Source organism: Demequina sp., assembly GCF_049841215.1.
In the GTDB taxonomy this organism is placed as follows: Bacteria; Actinomycetota; Actinomycetes; order Actinomycetales; family Demequinaceae; genus Demequina.
The window spans coordinates 26,132-51,113 of the sequence record NZ_JASGEO010000010.1 but is presented as its reverse complement, the minus strand read 5'-3'; the positions used below and the strand labels follow the sequence as shown (position 1 = coordinate 51,113).

Below are 24,982 nucleotides of genomic sequence, written 5' to 3'. Positions count from 1 at the left end.
CTGGGACCTAAGCCGTGCTTTACGCGGAGGCCTGCTCCTCAAGGAAGGACTTGAGTGCGCCCTCCTGGAAGTACGGCACCTGGTTCTGGTCGAGGATCTCGCGATCGACCATCACGGTAGGCGTGCCCTGCATGCCGTCCGCGGAGGCCTGCTGCGTGGCGGCGGCCACCCACTTGGTGAACTCACCGTCCGCGAAGGTCTCAGCCACGTCTGACGGCACACCCGCACCAATCGCGAGCGCGGCGATCGTCGCGTCGTCGAGGCCCGTGGTGTTCTCGGCCGGCTGATTGGCGTACAGCGCGTCAAGGAAGCCAAGGAACTGCTCCGGCGACTTGTCCGCGACAACGGCGAGCGCGTTCGCCGCACGCGTGGAGTACTTGGTGCCCGCCGAGTAGCGGTCAAGGATCGAGATGGGGTGGTAGACCATCTGGATGGTTCCGGCCTCGCGCAGAGCGTTGAGGTCCTCGCCGTTGATCTGCTCAAACTGGTTGCAGACGGGACACATGAGGTCGAGGTAGACGTCCACGCGCACCGCATCGGTGGGCACGTCTACACCGGCCACTCCACCACTGCCAACCGCAATGCCGCCCGTCTCGTCGGCGATGGCGGGCCCGCCCGCCTCGGCCAGGGGCGGCACGTTCGCCGAGTTCACGATGAAGTAGACGATGCCCGCGAACGCGGCGATCACCACAAGCGAAACCGCGATGATGATCACGGTGGTGCGGCGCTCCTTGGCCTTCACCTGCTGCTGCGCCTTGGCCTTCGCGTTGGCGCGTGCGGCACTGGCGTCTTGGTTCTTGCTAGCCATGTATCCCTCCAGAAATGACGTGCTTGAGTCTAGTTGCCGCCACGCATCCAGCCGTCGAGGCTGAACTTGGTGCGGGGGTAAACGAGTAGCCATGCACCGAGGATCACGAAGCCGACCCTTTCGAGCATGTGCATGGGGTAGTTGGTGGTGCCTTCCGCGACGTCACCGCCGCCACCAAAGCACCCGCAGTCGATCGAGTAGCCCTTGGCCCATGCCCAGATCACGCCGAACATGAACGCCGCCATCATCGCGAGCCACACGATGGCCGCGATGCGGGTGAACAGGCCAAGAATCAGGAACAGAGCCAGCAGCAGTTCAACGAACGGGAGCATCGTGCCAACGAACGGCACCACGGGCTCTGGCAGCAGTCGGTACGCACGGACCGCGATGATGGACTGCGGAATGTCCTGAATCTTGGGGATCGCGGCGGCGATCAGAATGCCAGCCATCGCGAGGCGCACCACAGTGGAGATCCACTCAAAGACCTCGGACTTCTTCACAGCCATGTGAACTCCCTGTTATTGGCGCTGCTCGCGTAACGAATCCTAGCCGCGAGCGGTTCCCGTCAATATGGGCCGTACTTCCCAAGCGGCCACCACACCTGGTCGATTCCCGCGAAGGCAATGCCAAGCAGCGCGATGGCCGCGGTGATGAACACCGCTCCCCAGAACAGGGCCCACCCTCGCGAGGGCGCCAGGCCAGCCGCGACAATGTGAGCTCCGATGCGCGCCTCGCGCCCGCGCGGCCCCCATCCAAGCAAGGCTAGTCCGGCCACTGCCGGCACCACGAACGACATCAGCACATAGGCGGCCGCGGTCTCCGCGCTCATCGCGAGAGCGTGCCCTCCGTACCCAAGGGCGTAAACCGCGAGCGCTGCGAGCGCGGCGGAGGGCAGGGTCAGCACGAGCGCCCGTCCCAGATGCCACGGGCTGGCGAGTGCCTGTGCCACGATTCCGCCCTGCTCCACGCCGCGCCTATCGCGCGAGCGCCACACCGCTCGCGCCGCGGACTCGACACCTCGCGCCACCACGGTGGCAACCAGCGCGAGCGCGGCGGCGATCATCGGCGCCACCGTGGCGAGAGCAACGAGCGCCACTCCCGCCGTGAGCAAGAGCCCGCGCCTGTGCGGCAACACTCGTTCGGGAAGTTCGTCGTCTGCGAACTCCGCGTCCTCGTGCTCGTACTCGTGGAGGTCACCTCCCTCGGCGTTGCGGTCTGCCCGGTCGAAGTATCCGAAGGCCGCCTCGTCTTCCCACCCCACGGGCGCCACGAGCGTCGGCTCCACCTCGCCCACGCCGAGCACGGCCGTCTGGTCGCCCTCGGCGAGCATCCGCGCCAACTCTCGCGGCTGCGGCCGGAACTGCGGCGCGGCGGTGAGGGCGCGTGCCAAGGCGAGCGGAACGTCGGGCCGCACCTCGCCAGCAAGGGTGGCACTGAGCGCCCCCATCCCCGTGCCAAACGGGGCTCTCCCGGTGGCCGCAAACGCGAGCGTTGCCGCGAGCGCCCAGTTGTCCGACGCTGCGGTTGGCTCTCCCCCATCGATCACCTCTGGCGCCACATAGCCAGCCGTGCCGCTCACGAGGCCCGTACGCGTGAGGCGATCGTCCTCAGCGTGGTGAGAGATGCCGAAGTCGATGAGCATGGGACCGCCCGATCCCAGCAGCACATTGGACGGCGTGACGTCGCGGTGCACCACCCCAGCGGCGTGCACGGCGGTGAGCGCTCCCGCGAGCACGTCCGCGAGTTCCGCCACTTGACCCGGCGCAAGCGCGCCCTGGCGCGCCACAAACTGCGACAGCGACGGGCCGTCGATGAACTCGAAGACCACGAAGGCGTCCTCGTCATCGAGCTCCGCATCGAGCACGCGCGGGACACTCGGATGCCGCAAGGACTGAAGCGCCGCCACCTCCCGCGACAAGCGCAACCTGGCCCCAGCGTCGGCCGTATCTACCAACTTGAGCGCGGCCTCAGCGCCGCCTTCGTCGGCCACCAGGTACACCGCGCCAGAGCCTCCGCGCCCCAAGGCGCGCAGCACGCGATAGCCGCCCACGTCGTCGCCTGGATGCCGTTCGATGCCCCGCACGCTGCCACGCTACCGGGGGTCGCTGGTCCTACCCGGGATATGGCAAGATGGCGGTGTTCGTCGCAACGGCGTCGGGCAGTGTCAATGTGGACACCAAAGAGTTAGCAAGGAACCACAGCGGCACTCTTCACCACGGATCGTCTGGCACGTACCTGCCAGTGAAGGGACCAGCAATGGCAACCGTTACCTTTGACAAGGCAACGCGTATTTACCCGGGCACCGAGCGCCCGGCGGTTGACGCACTCAACCTCGACATCGCCGACGGCGAATTCCTCGTCCTCGTCGGCCCCTCCGGATGTGGCAAGTCCACCTCGCTCCGCATGCTCGCGGGTCTCGAGGACGTGGACCAGGGCTCCATCTGGGTTGGCGACCGCGACGTCACCAACGTGCAGCCCAAGGACCGCGACATCGCGATGGTGTTCCAGTCCTACGCGCTGTACCCGCACATGACTGTTGCGGACAACATGGGCTTCGCGCTCAAGATCGCCAAGGTTGAGAAGAGCGAGATCCGCCAGCGCGTGGAAGCCGCCGCCAAGATCCTCGACCTCACCGAGTACCTGGACCGCAAGCCCAAGGCCCTCTCTGGTGGTCAGCGCCAGCGTGTGGCCATGGGTCGCGCCATCGTGCGTCAGCCCCAGGTGTTCCTCATGGACGAGCCGCTGTCCAACCTTGACGCCAAGCTGCGCGTGCAGACGCGTACGCAGATTGCCGCGCTCCAGCGCCGCCTCGGCACCACCACCGTCTACGTGACCCACGACCAGGTCGAGGCCCTCACGATGGGTGACCGCATCGCTGTCCTCAAGGACGGCGTGCTGCAGCAGGTGGGCACCCCGCGCGACATGTACGACGCTCCCGCCAACGTGTTCGTCGCGGGCTTCATCGGCTCCCCCGCCATGAACCTGGGCACCTACCAGGTGTTCGACGGTCAGGCTCAGGTTGGCCGCGGCCGCGTGAACCTGTCCCGTGAGGCCATTGCGGCGCTCAAGGCAGAGGACAAGAACGCCGTTGTGCTCGGCTTCCGTCCGGAGTCGCTCGACCGCTCTACCCCCAACGCTGAGGGTGCCATCCCGATCGAGGTCGACATCGTCGAGGAGCTCGGCTCCGACGCGTACGTCTACGGCTCGGTGCCGAACGAGTTCGGTGAGTCCAAGGAGATCCACTTCTCCGCTGGCGAGTCCCAGATGGTGGTCCGCATCGACCCCCGCGACGTCCCCAAGAAGGGCGACACCGTGTGGGTCACGATCCGCGAGGGCGAGCAGCACACCTTCTCGTCCGCCACGGGCAAGCGCCTCACCAAGGACGCCGTCATCACGGACGCGTCCACGCACGCGTAACTGTTGTTCCGCTGAAGGGCGGTCCGGCTTCGGCCGGGCCGCCCTTTTGCTTGCCCGCCGAACCCTGCGCGAAGCTGCAGGGTTCCGCCATACCCCGCCACTGCGTCGGGCCGACGCTGTGGCAAGGAACGCGGGCGCGTCGCCTCTCCCCGTTACGCTTGGGAACATGGCGCTCAGCATCAAAGGCTCGGCAAATGTTGGCCTGATTGGCCTGCCGTGGGAGATTCCGCTCGAGCATTGGCCAACCGAGCACATCGCGGCGCTGCCGCGCGGCATCTCGCGCCACGTGGTGCGCTTTGTGAAGCTCGAAGGCCGCGTCGTCGCCATCAAAGAGACCAACCCGATGATCGCGCGGCGCGAGTTCAAACTTCTGCGGCGATTGCAGAAGGCGGGGGCGCCGTGCGTCACGCCGCTGGCCGTGGTGACCGGGCGCGAAGGGGTGGACGGCAAGCCGCTCGAGGCCGCGCTCGTCACGGAGCACCTGCAGTTCTCGCTCCCATATCGCGCCCTGTTCAAGCAGTCGCTGCGCGGCGAAACCGTGGACCGCTTCCTCGATGCCCTCGCCGTGCTGCTGGTGCGCTTGCACCTGCTGGGGTTCTATTGGGGCGACGTGTCGCTGTCCAACGCGCTGTTCCGTCGCGACGCAGAGCAGTTCACCGCGTACCTCGTGGACGCCGAGACCGGCGACCTTCACGACAACCTCACGGAGGGCCAGCGGGACTACGACATCGAGCTGGCTCGCACCAACATCATCGGCGAGATGTTCGACCTCGAGGCACAGGGCAGCCTGCATGAATCGGTGGATCCCATCGCGGTGGCCGATCGCCTCGAGGAGCGCTATCGCGAGTTGTGGCGCACGCTCACCAAGTCCGCGACCCTCACCTCCAACATCCCGCTCGAGATCGCCAATCGCGTCAAGCAGCTCAACGAAATGGGCTTCGACGTTGGCGAACTCGAGATGCGTGAGACGGACGATGGCAATGCCCTCACCATCCGCCCAAAGATCGTGGACGCGGGCCACCACAGCCGCCGCCTCATGCGCCTCACGGGCCTCGATGTGCAGGAAAACCAGGCACGACGCCTTCTCAACGACCTCGACGAACACCGCGCATACGCCAACCCGAACGACGATGTTGGCTACGCCGCGCACCAGTGGCTGCTGAAGATCTTTGAACCAACCGTGCGAGCGGTGCCCCGCGAGTACCGCAAGAAACTCGAGCCCGCGCAGGTGTTCCACGAGATCCTGGACCACCGCTGGTTCCTCGCCCAAGAGGTGGGCAGCGACGTGCCGATGGCCGTTGCGGCCGCGAGCTACGTCAAGAACGTGCTCCCCAATCGCCCAGACGAGCAGGCGATCCTCGGCACCTCGCTCGCCGAGATGACGGCAGAACTGCCCGCGCTCACGGCCGAAGTTGAGGCGCGCGCCGCGGCTGCAGAAGAGGAAAACGAAGACAACCTTGGCGGCTGGGGAGGCATCGAGGAGCCGCCGGCCCCGGAAGTGGTCCGACGCTCCACGCGGCGAGCGCCAGAGGACTCGCCTTAGCGTCGGGCCTGGTTGGCGGCTTGGTTGGCGGCTTGGTTAGCCGCGTACAGCGCGATCGATGCGGCTACCGAGGCGTTGAGACTCTCAGTGGTGGCGGCGATGGGAATGGATGCGACCTCGTCGCACGCCTCGCGGACAAGTCGCGAAAGGCCCTCGCCCTCGGCGCCGACCACGATCACGAGCGGGCCGTCGAGCAGCGTGGACTCCGGAAGCGACACGGTGCCGCCCGCATCAAGGCCCACCACGAACAGGCCGGCCCTCTTGTAGTCCTCGATGGTGCGTGTGAGGTTGGTGGCGCGCGCAACGGGGATGCGTGCCGCGGCGCCCGCAGATACCTTCCACGCGGCAACGGTCACCCCCGCGGCGCGGCGATCAGGAATCACGATGCCGCTCGCACCAAAGGCCGCCGCCGAGCGCATGATCGCGCCGAGGTTGCGCGGGTCCTGGATGTGGTCGCACACCACGATGCGCACGGGGCTCGGCGCCTCGAGCAGGTCCTCCGGTTCCGCGTAGGCGTAAGGCGGCACCTCGAGGACGATGCCCTGGTGGGTCTGGCCGTCTGCAAGGAGGTCAAGGCGCGCCTTGGTGGCGTCGCGCACCTCAACGCCTTGCTCAACCGCGAGCGCCACGAGCGACGTCACGCGCTCGTCCGCGTCGATGCGGTTGTACACGTGGAGCACGTTGGCGCGCAGGCCCATCCGCAGCGCCTCGAGCACGCTGTTGCGCCCCACGATGAGTTCAAGGTTTCCGGACGCGCGGTCGCGTGGCCCCCGCTTAGGTGACGCCGGCGCCTTGGCTGCCGCAGCGTCGGCCCGTTGCTTGGCCTTGTACGCCTTGTGGTTGGGGCGATCCTCCGCCCTGGGCGTGGGGCCTTTGCCCTCGAGCGCCTTGCGGCCGTGGCCGCCGGTGCCGACGCTCGCGCCCTTCTTCGAGCCCGCGTTGCGCGTTGCGCCGCGGCGCTTCGAGTTTCCAGCCATGCCTCAAGGGTACCGGGGCCCCCGTGCCGCCTCTCCACACACCGCGAATGCCCCTCCACACAAATCCGGCTCAATCGACAGGGCGCCCATGCGTCGAGGCGATCTACCAGGGGTGTTGCGCGAGGCGTTCCACATCTGTGTGGAGGGGCATTCGCCGTGTGTGGAGGGGTGACCTGGAGAGAGGCGTGCCTGGGGCGTGCCTGGGGTGTGCCTGAGGCTAGCTGAGGCTCCAGCGGGCGCCGTCTGGCGCGTCCTCGATCGCGATGCCGGCCGCGGCGAGCCGGTCCCTGATCGCATCAGCTGCCGCCCAGTCACGGGCCTCACGAGCTGCGGCGCGCGCGTCAAGGGCGGCCTGAACCAGCGCGCCAAGCGCGGACAGCGCTGACGACCCCTCGCCACCACCCGCCCACTGCGGCGCCAGCGGGTCAAGTCCAAGCGCGTCGAGCATCGCCCGCGCCTCGCCAAGCGCCACCGTCACGGCGGCATCGTCACCGGCCGTGAGCGCGGCGTTGCCCGCGCGCACCGTCTCGTGGATCACGGCCATCGCGCGCGGTACGCCGAGGTCATCGTCCATGGCCTCGACAAAAGCGACCGGGAGCGCGGAAGCAGACACAGCGTCGGGCTGGCCAACCTTCTCCCCCGCTCGCGTGACGAAACCGGACAACCGCTCCCACTGGGCAAGGGCCTCGTCGAGAGTGGAATCGGTCCACTCGAGCATGGAGCGATAGTGCACCGTGGCGAGCGCCAGCCGCAGCGCGGCGGCCGGATACGACGCGAGCACCTCGGACACGAGCAGGCCATTTCCCAGGGACTTCGACATCTTGGAGCCCGACTGCGTCACCCACGCCGAATGCATCCACAACTGGGCAAAGCCGTACCCGGCGGCGCGGGACTGCGCCTGCTCGTTCTCGTGGTGCGGGAAGCGTAGGTCGAGGCCGCCACCGTGGATGTCGAATGCGTCGCCCAAGTAGCGCTGCGCCATCGCGGAGCACTCGATGTGCCAGCCGGGCCGCCCCAATCCCCATGGCGAATCCCACGATGCGGTCGCGGGCTCACTGGACTTGCGCGCCTTCCACAGCGCGAAGTCGCGGGGGTCGCGCTTGGCGACCTCCGGGGAGTCCTCGGCCGGCGCAAGATCGCCAAGCGACTGGTTGGTGAGCGCGCCGTACTCCGGGAAGGAGTGCACGTCGAAGTAGACGGAACCGTCCTTCTCGTACGCGTGCCCGGCGTCGATAAGGCGCGCGACCAGGGCCACGATCTCCGGGATGTGCCCGGTGGCGCGCGGCTCCGCGGCGGGCTCCCGCACGCCAACCGCGCGGTACGCCGCCTGGAATTCGCGTTCATAGCGCAGCGCCCACTCCCACCACGGCACGCCCGCCTCGGCACCCTTGGCGAGCGTCTTGTCGTCAATGTCGGTGATGTTGCGCACCATCGTCACGTGATACCCGGACCGCTCGAGCCACCGCTGCAGCACGTCAAACGCGACCGCGGCGCGCAAGTGCCCAATGTGCGGCGCGCTTTGCACCGTGGGCCCGCACAGGTAAATGCCCACCTCACCGGGGGTCAGCGGCACAAAGGGCCGCTCCTCGCGGGTGGCGGTGTCAAACAGGTGCAGGCTCACGCGCCAAGGCTACCGGGGGCTCGGCTCCCGGAACACGAGGGCCGACGCTATGGCCGCGATCCCCTCGCCGCGCCCCGTCAGCCCAAGGCCGTCGGTGGTGGTGCCAGCAATGCTCACAGCCGCGCCGACGGCCGCGCCAAGCGCCGCTTCCGCCTCGCCTCTGCGGGGGGCAAGTTTGGGTCGGTTGCCGATCACTTGGATGGAGATATTGGCGATCTGCCAGCCGTCGGCTCGCACCATGCGCGCGGCCTCCGCGAGCAAGGAAACGCCCGACGCTCCGGCAACGTCCGGCCGATCCACGCCAAAGACGTGGCCAAGGTCCCCGAGCCCGGCCGCGCTGAGCAATGCGTCGCACGCGGCGTGGGCGGCTACGTCGCCGTCCGAGTGGCCAGCGAGAGCGGGCTCATCCGGCCAGTGCAGACCAGCGAGCGCGAGGCCCTGAGAGTCGCCGAACGCGTGCACATCCGTGCCGATGCCCGTCCGGTACGTCATGGGTTCTCCGTCGTTACGAGTTCGCCGCGATGAATGCCGCGAGGGCCAGATCCCCCGCATGAGTCACTTTAAGTCCCCACGGGTGGCCCTCGGTGGCAACCACGCGCAGCCCAAGGTCTCGCACGAGAGTCGCATCGTCAGTGGCCTCGCGCCCCGCGGCGGCCTCATGGGCCGCAACGAGGGCGCTTGCGCGAAACACCTGGGGTGTTTGCACCGCCCGCACCTGATCCCGGTCAACCGGGGCTCCATAGGAGTCGTCCACGCGCGGCGCCGTGACCAAGGTGTCCACGACGGGAATCACGGGGATCGCGGCATCAGCACCGCCCTCGACCGCGGCTATCGCCTCGCGCATCGCGGAGGTAGGCATGAAGGCGCGCGCGGCATCGTGGACGAGCACCACATCTGAGGGTTGCAGGCCGCGTGCGCCGAGCGCCGTCAACCCAGCCCAAACGGAGGCTTGCCGGGAGTCTCCGCCAGCCACAACGTCGGCCCTTCCTTCTACGGCGTCAACGAAGGCGTCGATGTCTTCGGCGACGGCGGTGACGACAATGAGGGATGCGAGCGGCGCGATGCGGTCAAGCGCATGCGCAACGAGAGGGCGCCCGGCAACGGGCACCAAGGCTTTGGGGGTCGCGCTTCCTAGCCGGGTACCGCGACCGGCGGCGGTGACAACCGCCGCGATGGTCACGAGGCGAGGACCTCATCAAGACGGACACCAGCAGCGGCCTCGTCGCTCTTCTCGGCGAGAGCAAGTTCGCTCACGAGAATCTGACGCGCCTTGAGAAGCATGCGCTTTTCGCCGGCACTAAGGCCCTTGTCGGTGTCGCGACGGCTGAGGTCACGCACAACTTCGGCAACACGAATTACGTCGCCGGACGCGAGCTTTTCGCCATTCGCCTTGAAACGGCGAGACCAGTTAGTGGGCTCCTCAACGTACGGCTCACGCAGCACGGAGAAGACCCGCTCGAGGCCCTGCTTGTCCACGACGTCACGCACGCCAACGAGGTCAACGTTCTCAGCTGGCACCTTGATGATGAGGTCGCCCTGGGCTACACGGAGCTCCAAGTACGTCTTTTCTTCGCCCGCAACCATCCTCTTGAAGATATCTTGGATGGTGGCCGCCCCGTGGTGCGGATAGACGACGGTTTCCCCGACGACAAAATTCATGCGACGTGCGCCCCTTCTTTTGCGGATTCCATTCTACCACCGCACGGAACGCCTTTAGAAGGGGCCCCTTTTTGTGCTCTTCGGGCGCCTGCGCGCTGGTGGCTCACCGCACGTACGGCCCGGTATCCTTGACCCGTTCAGTTCCCGGAAGGATCCGCGTTGAAGACCACCGCCCTCGCACGCCTGGCCGTCGTTGCCGTGGCCGTTGCCGCGCTCAGCGCGTGCTCCGCGATCAACCCCATCACCTCGCAGAACGAGTACCAGGCGTCCGACGGCTTCACCGTCGACCTAGGCGATGACGCGCGCGTCATCAACGTGCTCGTGATGACCACCGCGAAGGATGCGCCCGCCGTCATGACGGGCTCCATCTACAACGGCGGCACCGAGGAGCTCGAGGTGACGCTCAGCATCGACGGCACCCTCGCCACCAACGTTGAGGTTCCCGCGAAGAGCACGGTGGTGCTTGGCACGGGTGAGGGTCAAGAGCTCGTTCAGGGCGCGTCGCCCGCAGCGCCCGGTGGCCTCGCGACCGTGTGGTTCGGCACCGAGGACGCCGGAGCGATCGAGGCGCAGGTGCCCGTGGTTGACGGCACTATCGACCCGTACCAGAACGTCATCGACTCGATCCCGCCGCTGCCCGAGCCCAGCGCCTCGCCCGAGCCGAGCACCTCGCCTGAGCCCAGCGCGAGCCCCAGCGCGTAACCTCACCCCAGCGTCGGGCGGGGTGCGCCCTGGCGGCAACCAGGAGTCCCTAAGGCGGCCTTAGGGACTGTCCGTTGCCGCAGGGGCGCTTGCGGTGTCCCAGGAACCTTGCTGCCCGACCCCGGGGAGCCCAACGCTGTGGCGAGGTTGCGCGCTTGGGTGGCCCCAGCGTCGGGCAGTAACGCACAAGGCCCGACGGCCCACACCAGTGGTGCGGAAACACCGGGCCTTGCAGGGGCGTGAGTTGGGTTACCCGAATCGGCCCGAGATGTAGTCCTCGGTCGCCTTCTCTGAGGGCGAGGAGAACATGACCTTGGTGTCGTTCATCTCGATGAGCTTGCCGGGCTTGCCGGTGCCCGCGATGTTGAAGAACGCGGTGCGGTCGGCTACGCGAGCGGCCTGCTGCATGTTGTGGGTCACGATGACGATCGTGTAGTCCTCTTTGAGCTCTTGCATGAGGTCCTCGATCGCCAGGGTGGAGATGGGGTCGAGGGCGGAGCAGGGCTCGTCCATGAGGAGGACGTCGGGCTTGATGGCGATGGCGCGGGCGATGCACAGGCGCTGCTGCTGGCCACCGGAAAGCGACGAGCCGGGCTTGTCGAGGCGGTCTTTGACCTCTTCCCAGAGGTTGGCGCCACGCAGGGACGTCTCCACGAGCTCCTCGGCAGCGGCCTTGGACACGCGCTTGTTGTTGAGCCGGTAGCCGGCGAGCACGTTCTCCGCGATGGACATCGTGGGGAACGGGTTGGGGCGCTGGAACACCATGCCCACGTGGCGACGCACGGCAACGGGGTCGATGCCGGAGTCGTAGAGGTTCACGCCATCCATGAGCACCTCGCCCTCAACGCGAGCGCCGGGGATGACCTCGTGCATGCGGTTGAGGGTGCGCAGGAACGTGGACTTGCCACATCCTGACGGGCCGATGAAGGCCGTGACGGACTTGGGCTCGATGGCGAGCGAGACGTCCTCAACGGCTAGGAAGTCTCCGTAGTAGACGTTGAGATTGTTGACGTCGATGCGCTTGGACACTGTTCTACCTTTGCCTTGTGTGCGTGTCGCCTACCGGCCCGTCTTGGGCGCGAAGATGCGAGAGATGAGACGCGCAAGCAGGTTGAGCGTCATGACGATGAGGATGAGTACCAGGGCGGCGGCCCATGCGCGGTACTCGGTGATTTCGGGGATGCACGCGACCGTGGGGTCTGGGTTGTTGCAGACCGCGTCGCCCTTGCGCCACTCGGAGACGATGTAGACGGGGAGCGTCATCATGCGGCCGTCGAAGATGTTGAAGTTCATGGAATCGGCGAAGCCAACGGCCACAAGCAGCGGCGCGGTCTCGCCGATGACGCGAGCGATAGCGAGCGTGACACCGGTCGCAAGGCCCGCAACCGCGGTGCGCAGCACCACCTTGATGACCGTGAGCCACTTGGGAACGCCGAGCGCATAGGACGCCTCGCGGAGCTCGTTTGGCACCAGCCGCAGCATCTCTTCTGAGGCGCGCACCACCACGGGAATCATGAGCACGGACAGCGCGATGGCACCAACGAAGCCCGTCTTGGTGCCGGGGCCCATGATGATGGCCGCGAGCGCATAGGCGAACAGACCGGCCACGATGGACGGGATGCCCGTCATGACGTCGACGAAGAACGTCACCGACCGCTTGAGGCGCCCCTTGCCGTATTCCACGAGGTAGACGGCCGTGAGGATGCCGATGGGCACCGAGATGACCGCCGTGGTGAGCGTGATGAGGACCGTGCCCCAGATGGCGTGCAGCGCGCCACCCATGGGGGCTCCACCCACCACTCCGCGCATGGACTGCTGGAGGAAGTCGAGGTTGAAGTTGTGCTCGCCGTTCTCGTCCACGAAGAAGCGGTCGATGCCCATGCTCACGACCGTCCACGACAGCCAGACGAGGGGGATAAGGGCGAGGCCAAAAGCCAGGTACACCAGGACGGAAGCCGCGCCGTTCTTGAGGCGACGCGACGTGCTGAGCTGCCCCAGCGTCGTGCTGTCAATGGCGGTCATCAGTTGGCTCCATCAAACTCGGCGCGACGCGAGACGATCCACCGCGCCAGCATGTTGACTAGCAGCGTGATGACGAACAGCGCAAGGCCCATGGTGATGAGCGCGCTGACGCCCCAGTTGTTGGCCTCTGGGAACTGGGAGGCGATGTACGCGGCGATGGTCTCGTGCTTGCCCGACTGCAGGATGCCGAACGAGAAGGTGAGACCACCGGAAAGAATCATGTAGACGGCCATGGTCTCGCCGAGCGCGCGGCCAAGGCCAAGCATCGTGGCGCCGATCATGCCGGACCGAGCGAACGGGAACACCGCCATGCGCACCATTTCCCACCGAGTGGCGCCCATGGCGAGGGCGGCCTCTTCGTGGAGCTTTGGCGTCTGCAAGAAGACCTCGCGCGTGACCGCGGTGATGATGGGGATGATCATGATTGCGAGCACGATGCCGGCGGCGAGGGCCACGCGGCCCGTTGGTGACGCGGCGCCGGTCGCGGGATCGGGGGCGAACAGCGGGAACCACCCAAAGGTTTCTGTGAGCCACGTGAAGAACGGCCTGAGGAAGGGCACCAGCACCGTGGCGCCCCACAGTCCGTAGACCACGGACGGGATCGCGGCAAGCAGGTCGATGAGGTAGCCAAGGCCAGACGCCAAGCGGCGCGGCGCGTAGTGCGAGATGAAGAGTGCGATGCCGATAGCGAGCGGCGTGGCGATGACGAGGGCAATCGCGGAGATCAGCAGCGTGCCAAAGACGAGGTAGCCGATGATCTCGATGAGGCTCTCGCCCTTTTCTGGGCGGATCCAGCTCACGTTCTTGTCGAGCGTGGCGGCGTCGGTGATGGCCGGCCACGCCTCGAGGATGAGGAAGGTCGCGACGGCGGCGAGCACGATCAGGATGATCACCGCGGACCCGGTGGACAGACCGGCGAACGTCTTGTTGGCGCGCGAAGGCCTGCTGGCCTCAAGCGGCGCTGATGGTGCGGTGGCGGCCTCGTCGGCCAAAGTTTGCGTCACGCGAACTCTCCGTCAATAGAGCGTGAAGAACGGTGGTGGACCCATCCTCGCGGAGGAGTCCACCACCGTCCAATCAGCGGTGTTACGCAGCGGCAATCTCGGCGAGGATCGTCTCGATCTTCGCGGAAAGGTCCGCGGGCAGCGGGGCCGAGCCGGCGGCGGCAGCAGCAGCCTGCTGGCCCTCGGCGGACGCCACGTAGGAGAGGAACCCGGTCACGTTGGCGGACTCGGTCGCGTCCTCGTATGCCTGGCAGACGATCGCGTACGACAGCAGCATGAGCGGGTAGGCGCCCGCTGCGGTGGTGCTGCGGTCAATCTTGTAGGCGAGGTCGTTGTCGCCGTTCACGCTCGCGAGCTCGGAGCTCGACAGCGCGAGGGCGGCACCCTCTGCGGACGGGGCGTTGAACGTGTCGCCAACCTGGATGGCGACCACGCCGAGCGAGCCAGCCTTGGACGCGTCGGCGTAGCCGATCGTGCCAGGGGTGCCGCTCACCACGTCGATAAGGCCGGACGTGCCCTCACCGGACTCGCCGGAGTCGATGGGCCACACGCCGTCAGCGTCGTAGCTCCACGCGCCACCGGAAGCCTTGTTCAGGTAGTCGGTGAAGTTCTTGGTGGTACCCGAGTCGTCCGAGCGGTGCACCGGCGTGATCGCGGTGTCAGGAAGGGTCACACCCTCGTTGAGCGCGGCGATCGCGGGGTCGTTCCACGTGGTGATCTTGCCGTCGAAGATCTGCGAGATCGTGGCGGCGTCGAGGTTGAGCGAGGTGACGCCCTCGAGGTTGAACACCACGGCGATCGGGGAGATGTACACGGGGAGGTTGATGGCACCGTCGGCGCCGCAGCGAGCCTCGGCGGTGGTGTACTCCTCCTCGGCGAGGGCGGAGTCGGAGCCCGCCCACGACACGGCACCCTCGAGGAACGCCGTGCGTCCACCGCCGGAGCCAACGGGGTCGTAGTTGATCGTGAGGTCGGCGTTCGACGTCTGGAACGCGGCACGCCACGCATCCATTGCCGACTCCTGCGAGGACGCGCCGGAGCCGTTGAGCGTGCCGGAAAGGCCCGTGGGGCCGTCGGTGGCGCCGCCACCCGTCGTGGAGCCCGAGGTGGGCTCGTTGTCCGCGGAGCACGCGGCGAGCGAAAGCGAAAGCACAGCAGCGGCAGCGAGTGCGCCGGCGCGGTAGGCGATCTTCACAGTCAGAAGTCCTTACGTGATGATGAAACCGGCTCGTTGCCGGATACCTTCACGCTAGGGAGCGAAAGTAACGTCACGAGTGCCCGTATCTGAACCTTCGGTGAACGTTCGGTGAACGCCCAAGCGGCTCACGCCTCGAACGTGTATCCCACTCCGCGCACGGTCTGGATCAGCGTGGGCTCCGCGGGGTCGTCCTCGACCCTCGCGCGTAGGCGCTTGATGTGCACGTCGAGCGTCTTGGTGTCGCCAAAGTAGTCGGCCCCCCACACGCGCTCGATGATCACGTGGCGAGGAAGCACGCGGCCCGCGTTCTGCGCCAGCAGGTTGAGCAGCGCGAATTCCTTTGGCGGCAGCGACATCGCTTCGTCGCCCTTGGTAACGGTGAGGCGCTCGGCATCCAGGGTGAGCGGCCCGACGCTAAGGCGGGTTGGTTCGTCGGGTATCCCTGTGAGGCCCGCGGCTTGGCGGCGCAGCACTGAGCGGATACGCGCCACGAGCTCGCGGCCAGAGTAGGGCTTTGTCACGTAGTCGTCGGCGCCCAGCTCGAGGCCGATGATCTTGTCCACCTGGTCGTCCTTGGCGGTGACCATGATGATGGGCACGTCCGTGCGTTCGCGCAGCACCCGGAACACCTCGGCTCCCGACATACCAGGGAGCATGAGGTCAAGCAGCACCACGTCCGCGCCGCGGCGAGCGAACTCCTCGACGCCGCGCGGCCCCGTCTCCGCGAGCATGACGGTGAAGCCTTCGCGCCCCAAGAGGAAGTTGAGGGAGTCACGATACGACTCCTCGTCCTCGATGACGAGTACCCGTTCGCCTGTCATTCGTGGTCCTCCTCCTGCCCGCTCACGGGCAGCTTGAGGGTGAAGGTAGAGCCAACGCCCGGCGTGCTCCACACCTCCACCTTGCCGTCGTGGCGAAGTGCGATGTGCTTGACGATGCTGAGCCCAAGGCCCGTGCCGCCGGTCTCTCGCGAGCGCGCTGGATCCACGCGGTAGAAGCGTTCAAAGATGCGTTCTGTCTCTGCGGGGGCAATGCCGATGCCCTGATCCACCACCGACACGGACGCGACTTCGCCGTCCACCTCGGCCGAGACAATGATGCGTTTACCAGGGTCGCTGTACTGGATCGCGTTCTCGAGCAAGTTCCGCACCGCCATCACGAGCAGCTCCTCGTTGCCAAGGATGGTGACGTCTTCTTTGATGTCCGTCGTCACCGAGATGGTGCGCGCCGACGCGGCCGTGGCGGTTCCCTCAACTGCCTCCTCAACCACGTGCCCAAGCCGCACCGGCGCAGCGTCCATGACCGCAGCGTCGGACTGCAAACGGGTGATTTCAATGATTTCTTGAATGAGCGTGCTGAGGCGCTTGGCCTCCTTGCGGAGCTTCTTAGTGAAGGCGAGCACCATGTCGGGATCGTCGGCGCCGGCCTCCACGGATTCCGCAAGCAACTGAATGGCGCCAACGGGGGTCTTGAGCTCGTGAGAGACGTTGATGGCGAAGTTGCGGCGCATCTGCTCGGCGGCCTGCTGCTCGGTGCGGTCGGCGATGAGCGCGAGCACCAGCTCGTCGTCGACGACGGCCACGCGCGCCTGGAGCGTGCGGCTCGAGGCGAGCACCCCGCGCTGCACCTCGATGTCCTCTTCAATGACCTCGTTGTGGTTCCACGCGATCTCCGCGAGGCGAGCGAGCTCAGGATGCAGGGCTCCGTCGGGGCGCGCAACGCCAAGCGCGAGGGCGGCGTTGTTGCAGTACGCGCTGCGCCGATCGCGGCGAATCACCACCGCCCCTGCCGGGAAGACTGCGAGGAGCTGGCGGGTGCGCGCGGGTACAAGAGTGTTGCCGGTGGCACGCGAACGCCCGTTCGCCCTCCCGGCCCACAATCCGGCGCCTAGCCCAACGCCCATAGCTACAACCACGAGAATCCACGCTACGGCCGTCATGCGCACACCCTAACTATGTGGGCCTGTGTTCACCGAATGTTCAGGCCGGACACCAAATGTTCACCGATTCTGGCTCCGTTCCGAGTCTGGCGCGGCGGGCAGAGTGCCAGACTTGAGGACATCACGCACGTGCGCCGCCGTGCCTGCCAAAGCGGGGGCGCCATCAAGGAGAAACATGCGCACCATCTTCACCGCCGAGATGTCCGAACTGCGGGACGACCTCATCGCCATGAGCCACTTGGTTCACACCGCGATCGCCAATGCATCAGAGGCGCTGCTCACCGAGAACATCGAGCTTGCCCAGTCTGTCATTGCCGCGGACGCCAAGTTGGATGACCTCGAAGAAACCGTTGACGAGCGCTGCGTGCTGCTCATCGCGCAGCAGCAGCCGGTTGGCCTTGACCTGCGCACGATCATCGCGTCGCTGCGCATCTCTGCCTCGCTTGAGCGCATGGGCGACCTTGCGCAGCACATTGCGGAGTCCGCGCGCCGCGCCTACCCGGAAAGCGCGGTTCCCGCGACGCACCGCGAAATCGTGGAAGGCATGGCCGCCGCCTCCAAGCAGGCCGCTGCCGAGGTGGCGGAACTGCTCGAGACGCGCGACCTCAACACGGCCGCACGCATCGTCTCCGACGACGACACGCTCGACGACCTCCACACCAGGGCGTACGCCTCGCTGCTCGCCGATGACTACGACGGCGACGCGCAGACCACGCTCGACATCGCGCTCATGGCCCGCTACTACGAGCGCTTCGGCGACCACGCCGTTGGCGTCTCGCGCCGCATCGTGTACTTGGTGACGGGCGATCACGGCGGCGAAGGCGCGAAGATTTAGCCCCCTCCCAACCAAGCCTTCACGGCCGGGCCGAGCACAGCTTCGGCCCGGCCGTGGCGTTTAGGCAGCTCACTCGTACATATCGGCTCGCAGGGGCCGCATTTAGGCAACTCACTGGTACATTCCGCCGCCACCGCTTCCGGCCCAGAGCGTCCACGCGCGACTCTCGCCAACCGCCACACGCCCGCCAGAAGTACCAGTGAGCTGCCTAAACCGCGCCTATTCCGCGCCAGAAGTACCAGTGAGCTGCCTAAACCGGGTCGCGGAGGGGTGCTCAGCCCCTACACGCAAGCGAAGGCCCCGGGATTGCTCCCGGGGCCTTCTTTTTCGGCCAGCAATGACAGGCTGACCGAACACTTACCTACAGACTACTTCTTTCCCTGGTTCGCCACAGCGGCAATCGACGCTTCCGCAGCCGCGGGATCAAGGTAACGCCCGCCGCGCTCCACGGGAGTGAAGTCATCGTCGAGCTCGTAGTACAGCGGAATACCCGTGGGGATGTTGACGCCAACGATCTCGTCGTCGCCGATGCCGTCCAGGTACTTCACGATCGCGCGCAGCGAGTTGCCGTGCGCGGCAACGAGCACCGTCTTGCCCTCGCGAAGATCGGGGACGATCTCCTCGTGCCAGTACGGCAGCGCGCGCTCAAGCACATCCTTGAGGCACTCGGTTGCGGGCACCTCGATGCCGGCATAGCGGGGGTCGCCGTCCTGGGCGAACTGCGAGCCGGCCTCGATGGGCGGCGGCGGCACATCATACGAGCGGCGCCAGATCATGAACTGCTCTTCGCCAAACTCGGCGAGCGTCTCTGCCTTGTTCTTGCCCTGCAGCGCGCCGTAGTGACGCTCGTTGAGACGCCAGTTGCGCTTGACCGGAATCCAGTGGCGGTTCGCCGCGTCGAGCGACAGGTTGGCCGTCATGATGGCGCGGCGCAGCAACGAGGTGTGCACCACGTCGGGAAGGATTCCCTGATCCTTCATGAGCACGCCGCCAAGCGTGGCCTCCGCGCGCCCCTTGTCATCAAGCGGCACGTCCACCCAGCCGGTGAACAGGTTCTTCTCGTTCCATTCGCTCTCGCCGTGGCGGAGCAGGATCAGCTTGTACGTCATGCGTCCATCCTTGCGCACTTCGCGGCCCGACGCTAACGCCCTTGGTCCTACCCCTCGCCTAGGCAGGGGGCTGGGAAACGACGCAAGCTGGGCTTGTCACGGTCGCCGTCTCGTAGGGCAGCGCCGCCATACCGCCGACGCTATTTTCAGCGGGCAGTGACAGCACCTGGGCGAGGTCGTAGGACCGCACCTCGTGGCCACGTTCGCAGCCCACGTGCAGCCGGTCACCGATCGCGGCGAAATAGCGGGGCCACTCGCCAACGTCGAGGCTTGTGCGATAGCGGGCCTCGCCCTCAGGACTGAGATCGAAGAGCGCGATGACGTCGACTCCGCGAACAGACACGAGCAGCACGTCCCTATCCGCACCCTCGACGAGCGCCACGTGCGCGTCGTTAATGTCGTTTCCCGTGCGCTGAGGCGCGGTGGTGGTGGGCACCTCCGCGATGAGGTCCGCCTCTGCATCCGCTGCAGACCATCGATAGGTGCGCAACTGGTGGTCGAGCTCGCACACCACGTAGATGTTCTCGCCGCGCACCGCGAAGTGGCGCGGGCCGGCACCGGGTGGCAACGTTGCGGCGATTCCGTCCGCCTCGAGCAGCCCGCGGTCCGCGACCCGATACCTCCGCAGCTCGTCGGTGCCGAGGTCCGCGACGAGCACGTGCTTCCCACCGGGAGCGAAACCTGCGGAGTGGGCGTGCGGGCCCCCTTGCCTGTCCTCTCGAGGACCGTTCCCCTCGTGCCCAAGGAGTTGTTGGGGAGCGTCGGCCACCGGCAGCCCGTCGGCGCCCAGCTGCACCACCGCGACGTCCCCGGAACTGTAGTGACTGACGTAGGCCACCGAAGCGTCTCCCGCGAGCAGGATGTGACACGCGTCCGCGCCTCCGGTTGGCACGGTGGCGAGCACCGTCGGCGCCGACTCAACGGACACCACATGAAGCGAGCTCTCAGCCGCCTCGCTCACCACGTACAGCAGCGGCAGCGAGGGGTGCGCAACCACAAACGAGGGCGCGTCGAGGGGCAAAGCCAACGCAGCGTCGGGCCCTTGCTGGAGGTAAAGGCCCTCCCCCTTGCCAACGGGAGTGCCCAAGCCGAGCGGCGGGTACGTGCCCCACCAGAGCTGCTCGCTCACTTGGAGTTGGCGTACGCCTCACGGATCTCCGCGGAGACGCGGCCGCGCTCGGAGACCTTGTAGCCGTTCTCCTTGGCCCACTCGCGGATCTTGCCGGCATCGGAGGAGCCGCGGCCGCGGCCACGGCCGGCGGAGCGGCGGCCGCTCACCCGGCGGCCCGCGGCGATCCACGGGCCAAACGCGTCGCGCAATGCGGAGGCATTGGCCTCAGAGAGGTCGATCTCGTAGCCAACGCCGTCGAGCGAAAAACTCACCGTTTCAGCGGCCTCCCCGCCATCGACGTCGTCAACAAGCACAACCTGAACCTTCTGAGCCATTGCACAGCCTTTCGGATTTCCCCCGGGAGCGTGATTCGCACCGCCATGCTAACCATCACGGCTGGCGCACTGTCAATTCCTAATTGGCGAGGGGAGAATTCGAGCCGTTTTCTGCGGATTCTGCGGCGGCACGGCGGGCCTCTTCGGCGTCAATCTTGGCGAGTTCCGCGCGTTCGCGGCGGTCCGCGCGAATCACCGCACGCATCACGTACCAAAAGATGAGCGCCAATCCAACGGACGGCAGCACGCTCATCAGGATGGGGCCAAGGTTCATGACTCGTCCGGCTTCACGAGCGGGAAGAGGATGGTCTCGCGGATACCAAGGCCCGTGAGCGCCATGAGTAGGCGGTCAACGCCCATGCCCATGCCCCCTGACGGCGGCATCGCGTACTCCATCGCGGTGAGGAAGTCCTCGTCGAGCTTCATGGCCTCGTCATCACCCTGCGCGGCCATGCGAGCCTGCTGGGCAAAGCGCTCGCGCTGAATGACGGGGTCCACAAGCTCCGAATACGCTGTGGCCAGCTCGAATCCCCGCACGTAGAGGTCCCATTTCTCCACGACGCCTGCTTGCGTGCGGTGATCGCGGGTGAGCGGGCTGGTCTCGACGGGGAAGTCGCGGACGAAGGTGGGCGCGTAGAGAGCGTCGCCTACGTGGTGCTCCCACAGCACCTCCACGAGCTTGCCGTGGTTGATGCGCTTGGGGTCAATCGAGAGGTCCGCGGCCTCGAGCAACTGCAACAGGCGCTCCACACTCGTCTCCGGCGTGATCTCCTCACCAACCGCCTCTGACAGCGAGCCGTACATCGTGAGATCCGCCCACTCGCCGCCAAGGTCATACTCCTCGCCGTCCGCGAGCGTCACCACCTGGGTGCCGAACACGTCCTGAGCAGAGCGCTGAATGATGTCCTTGGTGAGCGCGGCCATGGTGTTGTAATCGCCGTACGCTTCATACGCCTCGAGCATCGAAAACTCGGGCGAGTGCGAGGAATCCGAGCCCTCGTTGCGGAAATTGCGGTTGATCTCGAAAACCTTCTCCACGCCACCAACCGCGGCACGCTTCAAGAACAGTTCCGGCGCAATGCGCAAGTAAAGCTCAATATCGAACGCATTCATATGTGTGACGAATGGCCGCGCTGCCGCACCGCCTGCCTGCGTCTGCAGCATCGGGGTCTCCACCTCGATGAATCCGCGCTGGTGCAAGGACTCGCGGAGCGAACGCACCACGGATGCGCGGCGGCGCAGCGTGTCGCGGGCAACGGGGCGCGCGATGAGGTCAACGTAGCGGTGGCGCACGCGCGACTCTTCGCTCAGCTCCTTGTGCAACACGGGCAGGGGGCGCAACGCCTTCGCGGCCAGTTGCCACGTGCGCGCAAACACAGAGACCTCGCCGCGGCGAGACTTGCCAACCGGCCCTTCCGCAAAGAGGTGGTCTCCCAAGTCGACGTCGGACTTAAAGGCGGCCAGAGCGTCGGGCCCAACGGCGTCGAGCGACAGCATGAGCTGCAAGCGCTCGCCTGCGCCGTCTTGAATGGTGGCGAAGCACAGCTTTCCGGTGTTGCGAATGAAGACCACGCGGCCGGCAACGCCAACCACGTCGGTGGTCTCTTCGCCGTCCTCGAGCCCCTGGTACGTGGCGCGCACGTCGGCGATCTGCGCGGTAACCGGCACGCCAACCGGGTACGCCTCGCCGCCGTTTGCCAGGATCTTGGCGCGCTTGTCCATGCGCACCTGGATCTGCTCTGGCAGGTCGGCTTCTGGGGTCTCGTTCACGGCGTCTGTCACGGCATCAAGGGTACCGGCGCCTAGATCAGATCGAGCGCCACGTCGAGGATGGGGCTCGAGTGGGTGAGCCCGCCAACGGACATGAAGTCCACGCCGGTCTCGGCGACCACGCGCGCGGTCGCGAGCGTGAGCCCTCCCGTGGCCTCGAGCCACACCTTGCCCGTCTGCGGCTCCATCCCGCGCACCCGCTCCACAAACTCCGTCATCTCGGCCGGGGAGAGGTTGTCGAGCATGAGGAAGCGCACGCCCGCCGCGAGCGCCTCTTGAGCCTGCTCCCAGGTTTCCACCTCCACCTGGATGGGCACGTCGGGGAAGCGCGCCTGAATCGCCAACACCGCTGCCGTCACCGTTCCCGCTGCCACGATGTGGTTGTCCTTGACCATCGCGCAGTCGAACAGCCCCATCCGCTTGTTCACGCCGCCGCCGCACCGCACCGCGTACTTCTCCAGCTCGCGCAGCCCGGGGGTGGTCTTGCGGGTGTCGAGCACTCGCGCTCCGGTCCCCTCAAGCGCGTCCGTCCACTTCTGCGTGTGGGTAGCGATGCCCGACGCTCTGCTCACCAAGTTCAGCGCCGTGCGTTCGGCGATGAGCACCACGTGGCCTGGGCCCTCGACTTCCACGAGGATGACGCCGTCCTCAACGCGCTCGCCATCGAAGACCCGCTCGGTTGTCTCCGGCACCTCGAGGCCAAGCCGCCCCGCCACCTGGCGCAGCGTCTCGGTGACGGCGTCGAGGCCCGCAACCACGCCGTCGGCCCGTGCGCGAAAGACGCCCTCCACCGTGACGGACGACGGGATCGTGGCCTGGGTAGTGACGTCGCGGCCGGGCGCGGGGCCGAGGTCTTCGTCGAGAGCGGTCGCGACGATGCGTTCCAGGAACTCGGGGTTGAGCGGGGCGTCCTGTGGGAGTTCTTCAGGCATGGTCACGCTCCCATTGTGGCGCGCGGCGGCTACACCCGGTAGCCGCGCTCCGCCCAATACCTCCGGTATTCCTCCACTTGGCGGTAATAATCCGCCCACGCCTGCTGCTGGGCGGCGGCGGCCTGGGCGGCCGCTTCTGCCCGACGCTGCGCCTCCTCGAGCGACGACCTCACCTGGGCGCGGTACGCGTTGGCGGCGTCTTCGTCGCCCGCGTCCACGGCGTCGGCGAGGTCAACGAGCAGGGCCTCATGGGTGCGTTCTGCCTGACGAATGGCGGGGCCGTACTGGCGCACGAGGTCGCGGCGGCGGCGCCTGCGCGCGTGGAGGGAGCCGCCGAGCCACTGCACCCACTCGGCGGGAATGGTGCCGCGCTCCACCTCGCCGGCGAGAACGCCGTTGACCCACCCGCTCTCCGCGCGGCGGGCAAGGTGCACCACGAGCCACAGCACGAACGGGACCACGGCGGCGAAGGCCATGCGCGTGAGCATGCCCGGCAGGATCGGGGAGTTCCAGAAGAAATGGATGCCATACGCGAGGGCGAGGGAGAGGATTCCCCAGCCGTAGCGTCGGGCGGCTGGACGGCCAAAGAGGAAGCCGAGCCCGGCGCCCGCGAGCGCCGTGAAGATCGCGTGAGAGATGGGCCAGAACAGGCCCGTGCGGATCACGTAGATGGCGATCGTGGAGATGGGCTGGCTCTCGCCAAAGCTCATCACCGTGACGTTGAAGGCGTAGAGGACGTTCTCCGCGGTGAGGAAGCCAAGGCCAACGAGAGCGCCGAGCAGCAGCCCGTCCATGGGGCCGCGCAACCACGAGCGGGCGGCGATCACTACCGCGGCGACTCCGAGCAGCTTGCCCGTTTCCTCGGTGAGGGGGGCGGCGATGGCGGCGCCCCAGTCGTTCGCGAAGTCCACGCTGACGTGCTGAGCGAGCATCAGGATGATGGCGCCGTTGGCGTTGATCGCGAACAGGCCCGTGGCCACTGCGGCGCCCCAGATGACGGCCGCGATCTTGGCCGACGGGGCGGGTTTGGTAACGATGTGCATGCTCGCGACAAGCCACCACACCACGATGAACATCGGTGTTCCGAGCACGAGCGCGAGGGCGCCCGTGATGGCGTACCGCTGGAATGCGGGGGCCAGCGAGGAGACCATCACCCAGCCACCTACCAGGGTGAAGACGATGAGCAGCCACCAGCCCGCGTTACGCGGATCCCACCAGCGGACGGCGGCGCTGCGGCGCGTGATCTCTTTCATGGGCGGGGGTCTTTGGTGAGGCGCGGGTCTTTGGTGAGGCGGGGGTCTTTGGTGAGGCGCGGGTCTGTGGGCACGTCGTCCACGCCCACCACCCCCACGTCGACTGAGGCGAACATCATGTCGACCTCAACCTGGTGGTCCGCGACGGCTTGCGTCTCGCCGACCACGCGCAGCAGCGCAACGCTCGCATCTTGGCGCACAACGAGCAGTGTGCCGCGCTGCTCGCCCATCGTGAAGTCGAGGTAATACTCGGTGCGCGGGATGGTCTCGTTGGGGGTGACGTTGGGGTCCGTGGTGATGAGGGCGTCGTCTGTTGGGGCGTCCGGCAGGGTCCCTACGGTGGCACCGGCCTGCTCCAACAGCTCGCCCATGCGCGCGATGAGGTTGGAGGACGAGCCAAACCACACGCCGTCGCTGAGGCGCACCACCACGCCGTCAGCGCGGATCTCGGGGCGGTTGGAGACGGCGCTGTCGAGGTCAAGCGTCCAGTCTTCGGCCGGAGCGAAGGACGCCGTGGTCGCGTAGAGGCGCTCGCCGTGGGCCACGGGGCGCGTGGTGTCCGCGAGACCAGGCAGCGCAGGGACAAGGAGGTAGGCGACGGCTCCCAGCACCGCGATGACTGGCAACCACACGGCGGCACGCCATGGCTTCGCGGGAGTCACGCACTCACGCTAACAGCGAGCAAGGCGCGACAGGGACCTCTGTCCCTAAATGCCGCGCGCGGCGTGGCTAGTGTGAAAAGCGGCG

Annotated in this window: 26 protein-coding genes; 4 read left to right on the top strand and 22 right to left on the bottom strand. The window is 66.9% G+C overall.

All coding sequences use genetic code 11. The features are described from left to right. Positions 1–19 precede the first annotated feature (19 nt). From QM618_RS03790 to QM618_RS03780, 3 genes are read right to left on the bottom strand one after another with little or no spacing between them, the layout of a single operon-like run. Positions 20–808: a DsbA family protein gene (locus tag QM618_RS03790; RefSeq protein ID WP_428095110.1), complete on the bottom strand. Its 789-nt coding sequence runs from the start codon at positions 806–808 to the stop codon at positions 20–22. Between the two features lie 29 nt (positions 809–837). Continuing rightward, positions 838–1,314 carry a MauE/DoxX family redox-associated membrane protein gene (locus QM618_RS03785; protein ID WP_428095108.1) on the bottom strand — a complete coding sequence of 159 codons (477 nt, stop codon included), beginning with the start codon at positions 1,312–1,314 and terminating at the stop codon, positions 838–840. A 59-nt stretch (positions 1,315–1,373) separates the two neighbouring features. Further along, positions 1,374–2,891 carry a protein kinase domain-containing protein gene (locus tag QM618_RS03780; protein ID WP_428095106.1) on the bottom strand — a complete coding sequence of 506 codons (1,518 nt, stop codon included), beginning with the start codon at positions 2,889–2,891 and terminating at the stop codon, positions 1,374–1,376. A gap of 173 nt (positions 2,892–3,064) precedes the next feature. On the opposite strand from QM618_RS03780, the gene QM618_RS03775 reads away from it, so the two are divergent. Beyond that, positions 3,065–4,225: an ABC transporter ATP-binding protein gene (locus QM618_RS03775; RefSeq protein ID WP_428095104.1), complete on the top strand. Its 1,161-nt coding sequence runs from the start codon at positions 3,065–3,067 to the stop codon at positions 4,223–4,225. Positions 4,226–4,391: 166 nt separating this feature from the next. Next, entirely contained in the window at positions 4,392–5,768 is a 1,377-nt protein-coding gene (locus QM618_RS03770; RefSeq protein WP_428095102.1) for a DUF4032 domain-containing protein, read from the top strand. Here QM618_RS03770 and rlmB read toward each other — a convergent pair. From rlmB to QM618_RS03745, 5 genes are all read right to left on the bottom strand, one after another. Further along, positions 5,765–6,745, bottom strand: coding sequence for a 23S rRNA (guanosine(2251)-2'-O)-methyltransferase RlmB (gene rlmB / locus QM618_RS03765; RefSeq protein WP_428095100.1), 981 nt, complete (start codon positions 6,743–6,745; stop codon positions 5,765–5,767). The genes QM618_RS03770 and rlmB overlap by 4 nt on opposite strands. Positions 6,746–6,962: 217 nt before the next feature. Beyond that, a complete protein-coding gene (gene cysS / locus QM618_RS03760) occupies positions 6,963–8,366 on the bottom strand; it encodes a cysteine--tRNA ligase (protein WP_428095098.1) in 1,404 nt (467 codons plus the stop codon). Positions 8,367–8,375: 9 nt separating this feature from the next. Then, the gene (gene ispF / locus QM618_RS03755; protein WP_428095096.1) at positions 8,376–8,858 is read right to left on the bottom strand and encodes a 2-C-methyl-D-erythritol 2,4-cyclodiphosphate synthase; all 483 of its coding nucleotides are present in this window, start codon (positions 8,856–8,858) and stop codon (positions 8,376–8,378) included. Between the two features lie 13 nt (positions 8,859–8,871). Further along, positions 8,872–9,546, bottom strand: coding sequence for a 2-C-methyl-D-erythritol 4-phosphate cytidylyltransferase (gene ispD / locus QM618_RS03750; protein ID WP_428095094.1), 675 nt, complete (start codon positions 9,544–9,546; stop codon positions 8,872–8,874). Further along, on the bottom strand, positions 9,543–10,025 hold the full coding sequence (locus QM618_RS03745; RefSeq protein WP_428095092.1) for a CarD family transcriptional regulator: 483 nt from the start codon (positions 10,023–10,025) through the stop codon (positions 9,543–9,545). The genes ispD and QM618_RS03745 overlap by 4 nt, the downstream gene beginning before the upstream one ends. A 159-nt stretch (positions 10,026–10,184) precedes the next feature. On the opposite strand from QM618_RS03745, the gene QM618_RS03740 reads away from it, so the two are divergent. Further along, entirely contained in the window at positions 10,185–10,727 is a 543-nt protein-coding gene (locus QM618_RS03740) for a hypothetical protein (RefSeq protein ID WP_428095090.1), read from the top strand. Between the two features lie 249 nt (positions 10,728–10,976). Here QM618_RS03740 and pstB read toward each other — a convergent pair whose 3' ends face one another. The 6 genes from pstB to QM618_RS03710 form a co-directional block, all read right to left on the bottom strand. Continuing rightward, complete coding sequence (pstB, locus tag QM618_RS03735; protein WP_428095088.1) at positions 10,977–11,756, bottom strand: phosphate ABC transporter ATP-binding protein PstB; 780 nt, start codon at positions 11,754–11,756, stop codon at positions 10,977–10,979. 30 nt (positions 11,757–11,786) lie between these two features. Continuing rightward, the gene (gene pstA, locus QM618_RS03730; protein ID WP_428095086.1) at positions 11,787–12,749 is read right to left on the bottom strand and encodes a phosphate ABC transporter permease PstA; all 963 of its coding nucleotides are present in this window, start codon (positions 12,747–12,749) and stop codon (positions 11,787–11,789) included. Next, the gene (gene pstC, locus QM618_RS03725) at positions 12,749–13,753 is read right to left on the bottom strand and encodes a phosphate ABC transporter permease subunit PstC (RefSeq protein ID WP_428095084.1); all 1,005 of its coding nucleotides are present in this window, start codon (positions 13,751–13,753) and stop codon (positions 12,749–12,751) included. Before pstC ends, pstA begins: the two co-directional genes overlap by 1 nt. An 82-nt stretch (positions 13,754–13,835) precedes the next feature. Next, positions 13,836–14,948: a phosphate ABC transporter substrate-binding protein PstS gene (gene pstS, locus QM618_RS03720; RefSeq protein ID WP_428095082.1), complete on the bottom strand. Its 1,113-nt coding sequence runs from the start codon at positions 14,946–14,948 to the stop codon at positions 13,836–13,838. A gap of 128 nt (positions 14,949–15,076) precedes the next feature. Further along, positions 15,077–15,772, bottom strand: coding sequence for a winged helix-turn-helix domain-containing protein (locus QM618_RS03715; RefSeq protein ID WP_428095080.1), 696 nt, complete (start codon positions 15,770–15,772; stop codon positions 15,077–15,079). Further along, positions 15,769–16,890 carry a sensor histidine kinase gene (locus tag QM618_RS03710; protein ID WP_428095078.1) on the bottom strand — a complete coding sequence of 374 codons (1,122 nt, stop codon included), beginning with the start codon at positions 16,888–16,890 and terminating at the stop codon, positions 15,769–15,771. The genes QM618_RS03715 and QM618_RS03710 overlap by 4 nt, the downstream gene beginning before the upstream one ends. Before the next feature lie 175 nt (positions 16,891–17,065). On the opposite strand from QM618_RS03710, the gene phoU reads away from it, so the two are divergent. Continuing rightward, positions 17,066–17,725 (top strand): phosphate signaling complex protein PhoU, encoded by a 660-nt coding sequence (gene phoU / locus QM618_RS03705; RefSeq protein WP_428095076.1) that lies wholly within the window; start codon positions 17,066–17,068, stop codon positions 17,723–17,725. 368 nt (positions 17,726–18,093) lie between these two features. On the opposite strand, the gene QM618_RS03700 is transcribed toward phoU, so the two are convergent. The 8 genes from QM618_RS03700 to QM618_RS03665 all read right to left on the bottom strand — a co-directional run bounded on the left by QM618_RS03700 (position 18,094) and on the right by QM618_RS03665 (position 24,897). After that, entirely contained in the window at positions 18,094–18,834 is a 741-nt protein-coding gene (locus QM618_RS03700) for a phosphoglyceromutase (protein WP_428095073.1), read from the bottom strand. 58 nt (positions 18,835–18,892) lie between these two features. Further along, positions 18,893–19,963 carry a lactonase family protein gene (locus QM618_RS03695; RefSeq protein ID WP_428095071.1) on the bottom strand — a complete coding sequence of 357 codons (1,071 nt, stop codon included), beginning with the start codon at positions 19,961–19,963 and terminating at the stop codon, positions 18,893–18,895. Next, positions 19,960–20,280: a histone-like nucleoid-structuring protein Lsr2 gene (locus QM618_RS03690; RefSeq protein ID WP_428095069.1), complete on the bottom strand. Its 321-nt coding sequence runs from the start codon at positions 20,278–20,280 to the stop codon at positions 19,960–19,962. The genes QM618_RS03695 and QM618_RS03690 overlap by 4 nt, the downstream gene beginning before the upstream one ends. A gap of 79 nt (positions 20,281–20,359) precedes the next feature. After that, entirely contained in the window at positions 20,360–20,554 is a 195-nt protein-coding gene (locus QM618_RS03685) for a hypothetical protein (protein WP_428095066.1), read from the bottom strand. Further along, positions 20,551–22,062 carry a lysine--tRNA ligase gene (gene lysS, locus QM618_RS03680; protein ID WP_428095064.1) on the bottom strand — a complete coding sequence of 504 codons (1,512 nt, stop codon included), beginning with the start codon at positions 22,060–22,062 and terminating at the stop codon, positions 20,551–20,553. Before lysS ends, QM618_RS03685 begins: the two co-directional genes overlap by 4 nt. A 20-nt stretch (positions 22,063–22,082) precedes the next feature. Further along, positions 22,083–22,982, bottom strand: coding sequence for a carboxylating nicotinate-nucleotide diphosphorylase (gene nadC / locus QM618_RS03675; RefSeq protein ID WP_428095333.1), 900 nt, complete (start codon positions 22,980–22,982; stop codon positions 22,083–22,085). A 29-nt stretch (positions 22,983–23,011) separates the two neighbouring features. After that, the gene (locus tag QM618_RS03670; RefSeq protein WP_428095062.1) at positions 23,012–24,235 is read right to left on the bottom strand and encodes a PrsW family glutamic-type intramembrane protease; all 1,224 of its coding nucleotides are present in this window, start codon (positions 24,233–24,235) and stop codon (positions 23,012–23,014) included. Beyond that, complete coding sequence (locus tag QM618_RS03665) at positions 24,232–24,897, bottom strand: hypothetical protein (protein WP_428095060.1); 666 nt, start codon at positions 24,895–24,897, stop codon at positions 24,232–24,234. The genes QM618_RS03670 and QM618_RS03665 overlap by 4 nt, the downstream gene beginning before the upstream one ends. Positions 24,898–24,982: the final 85 nt, after the last annotated feature.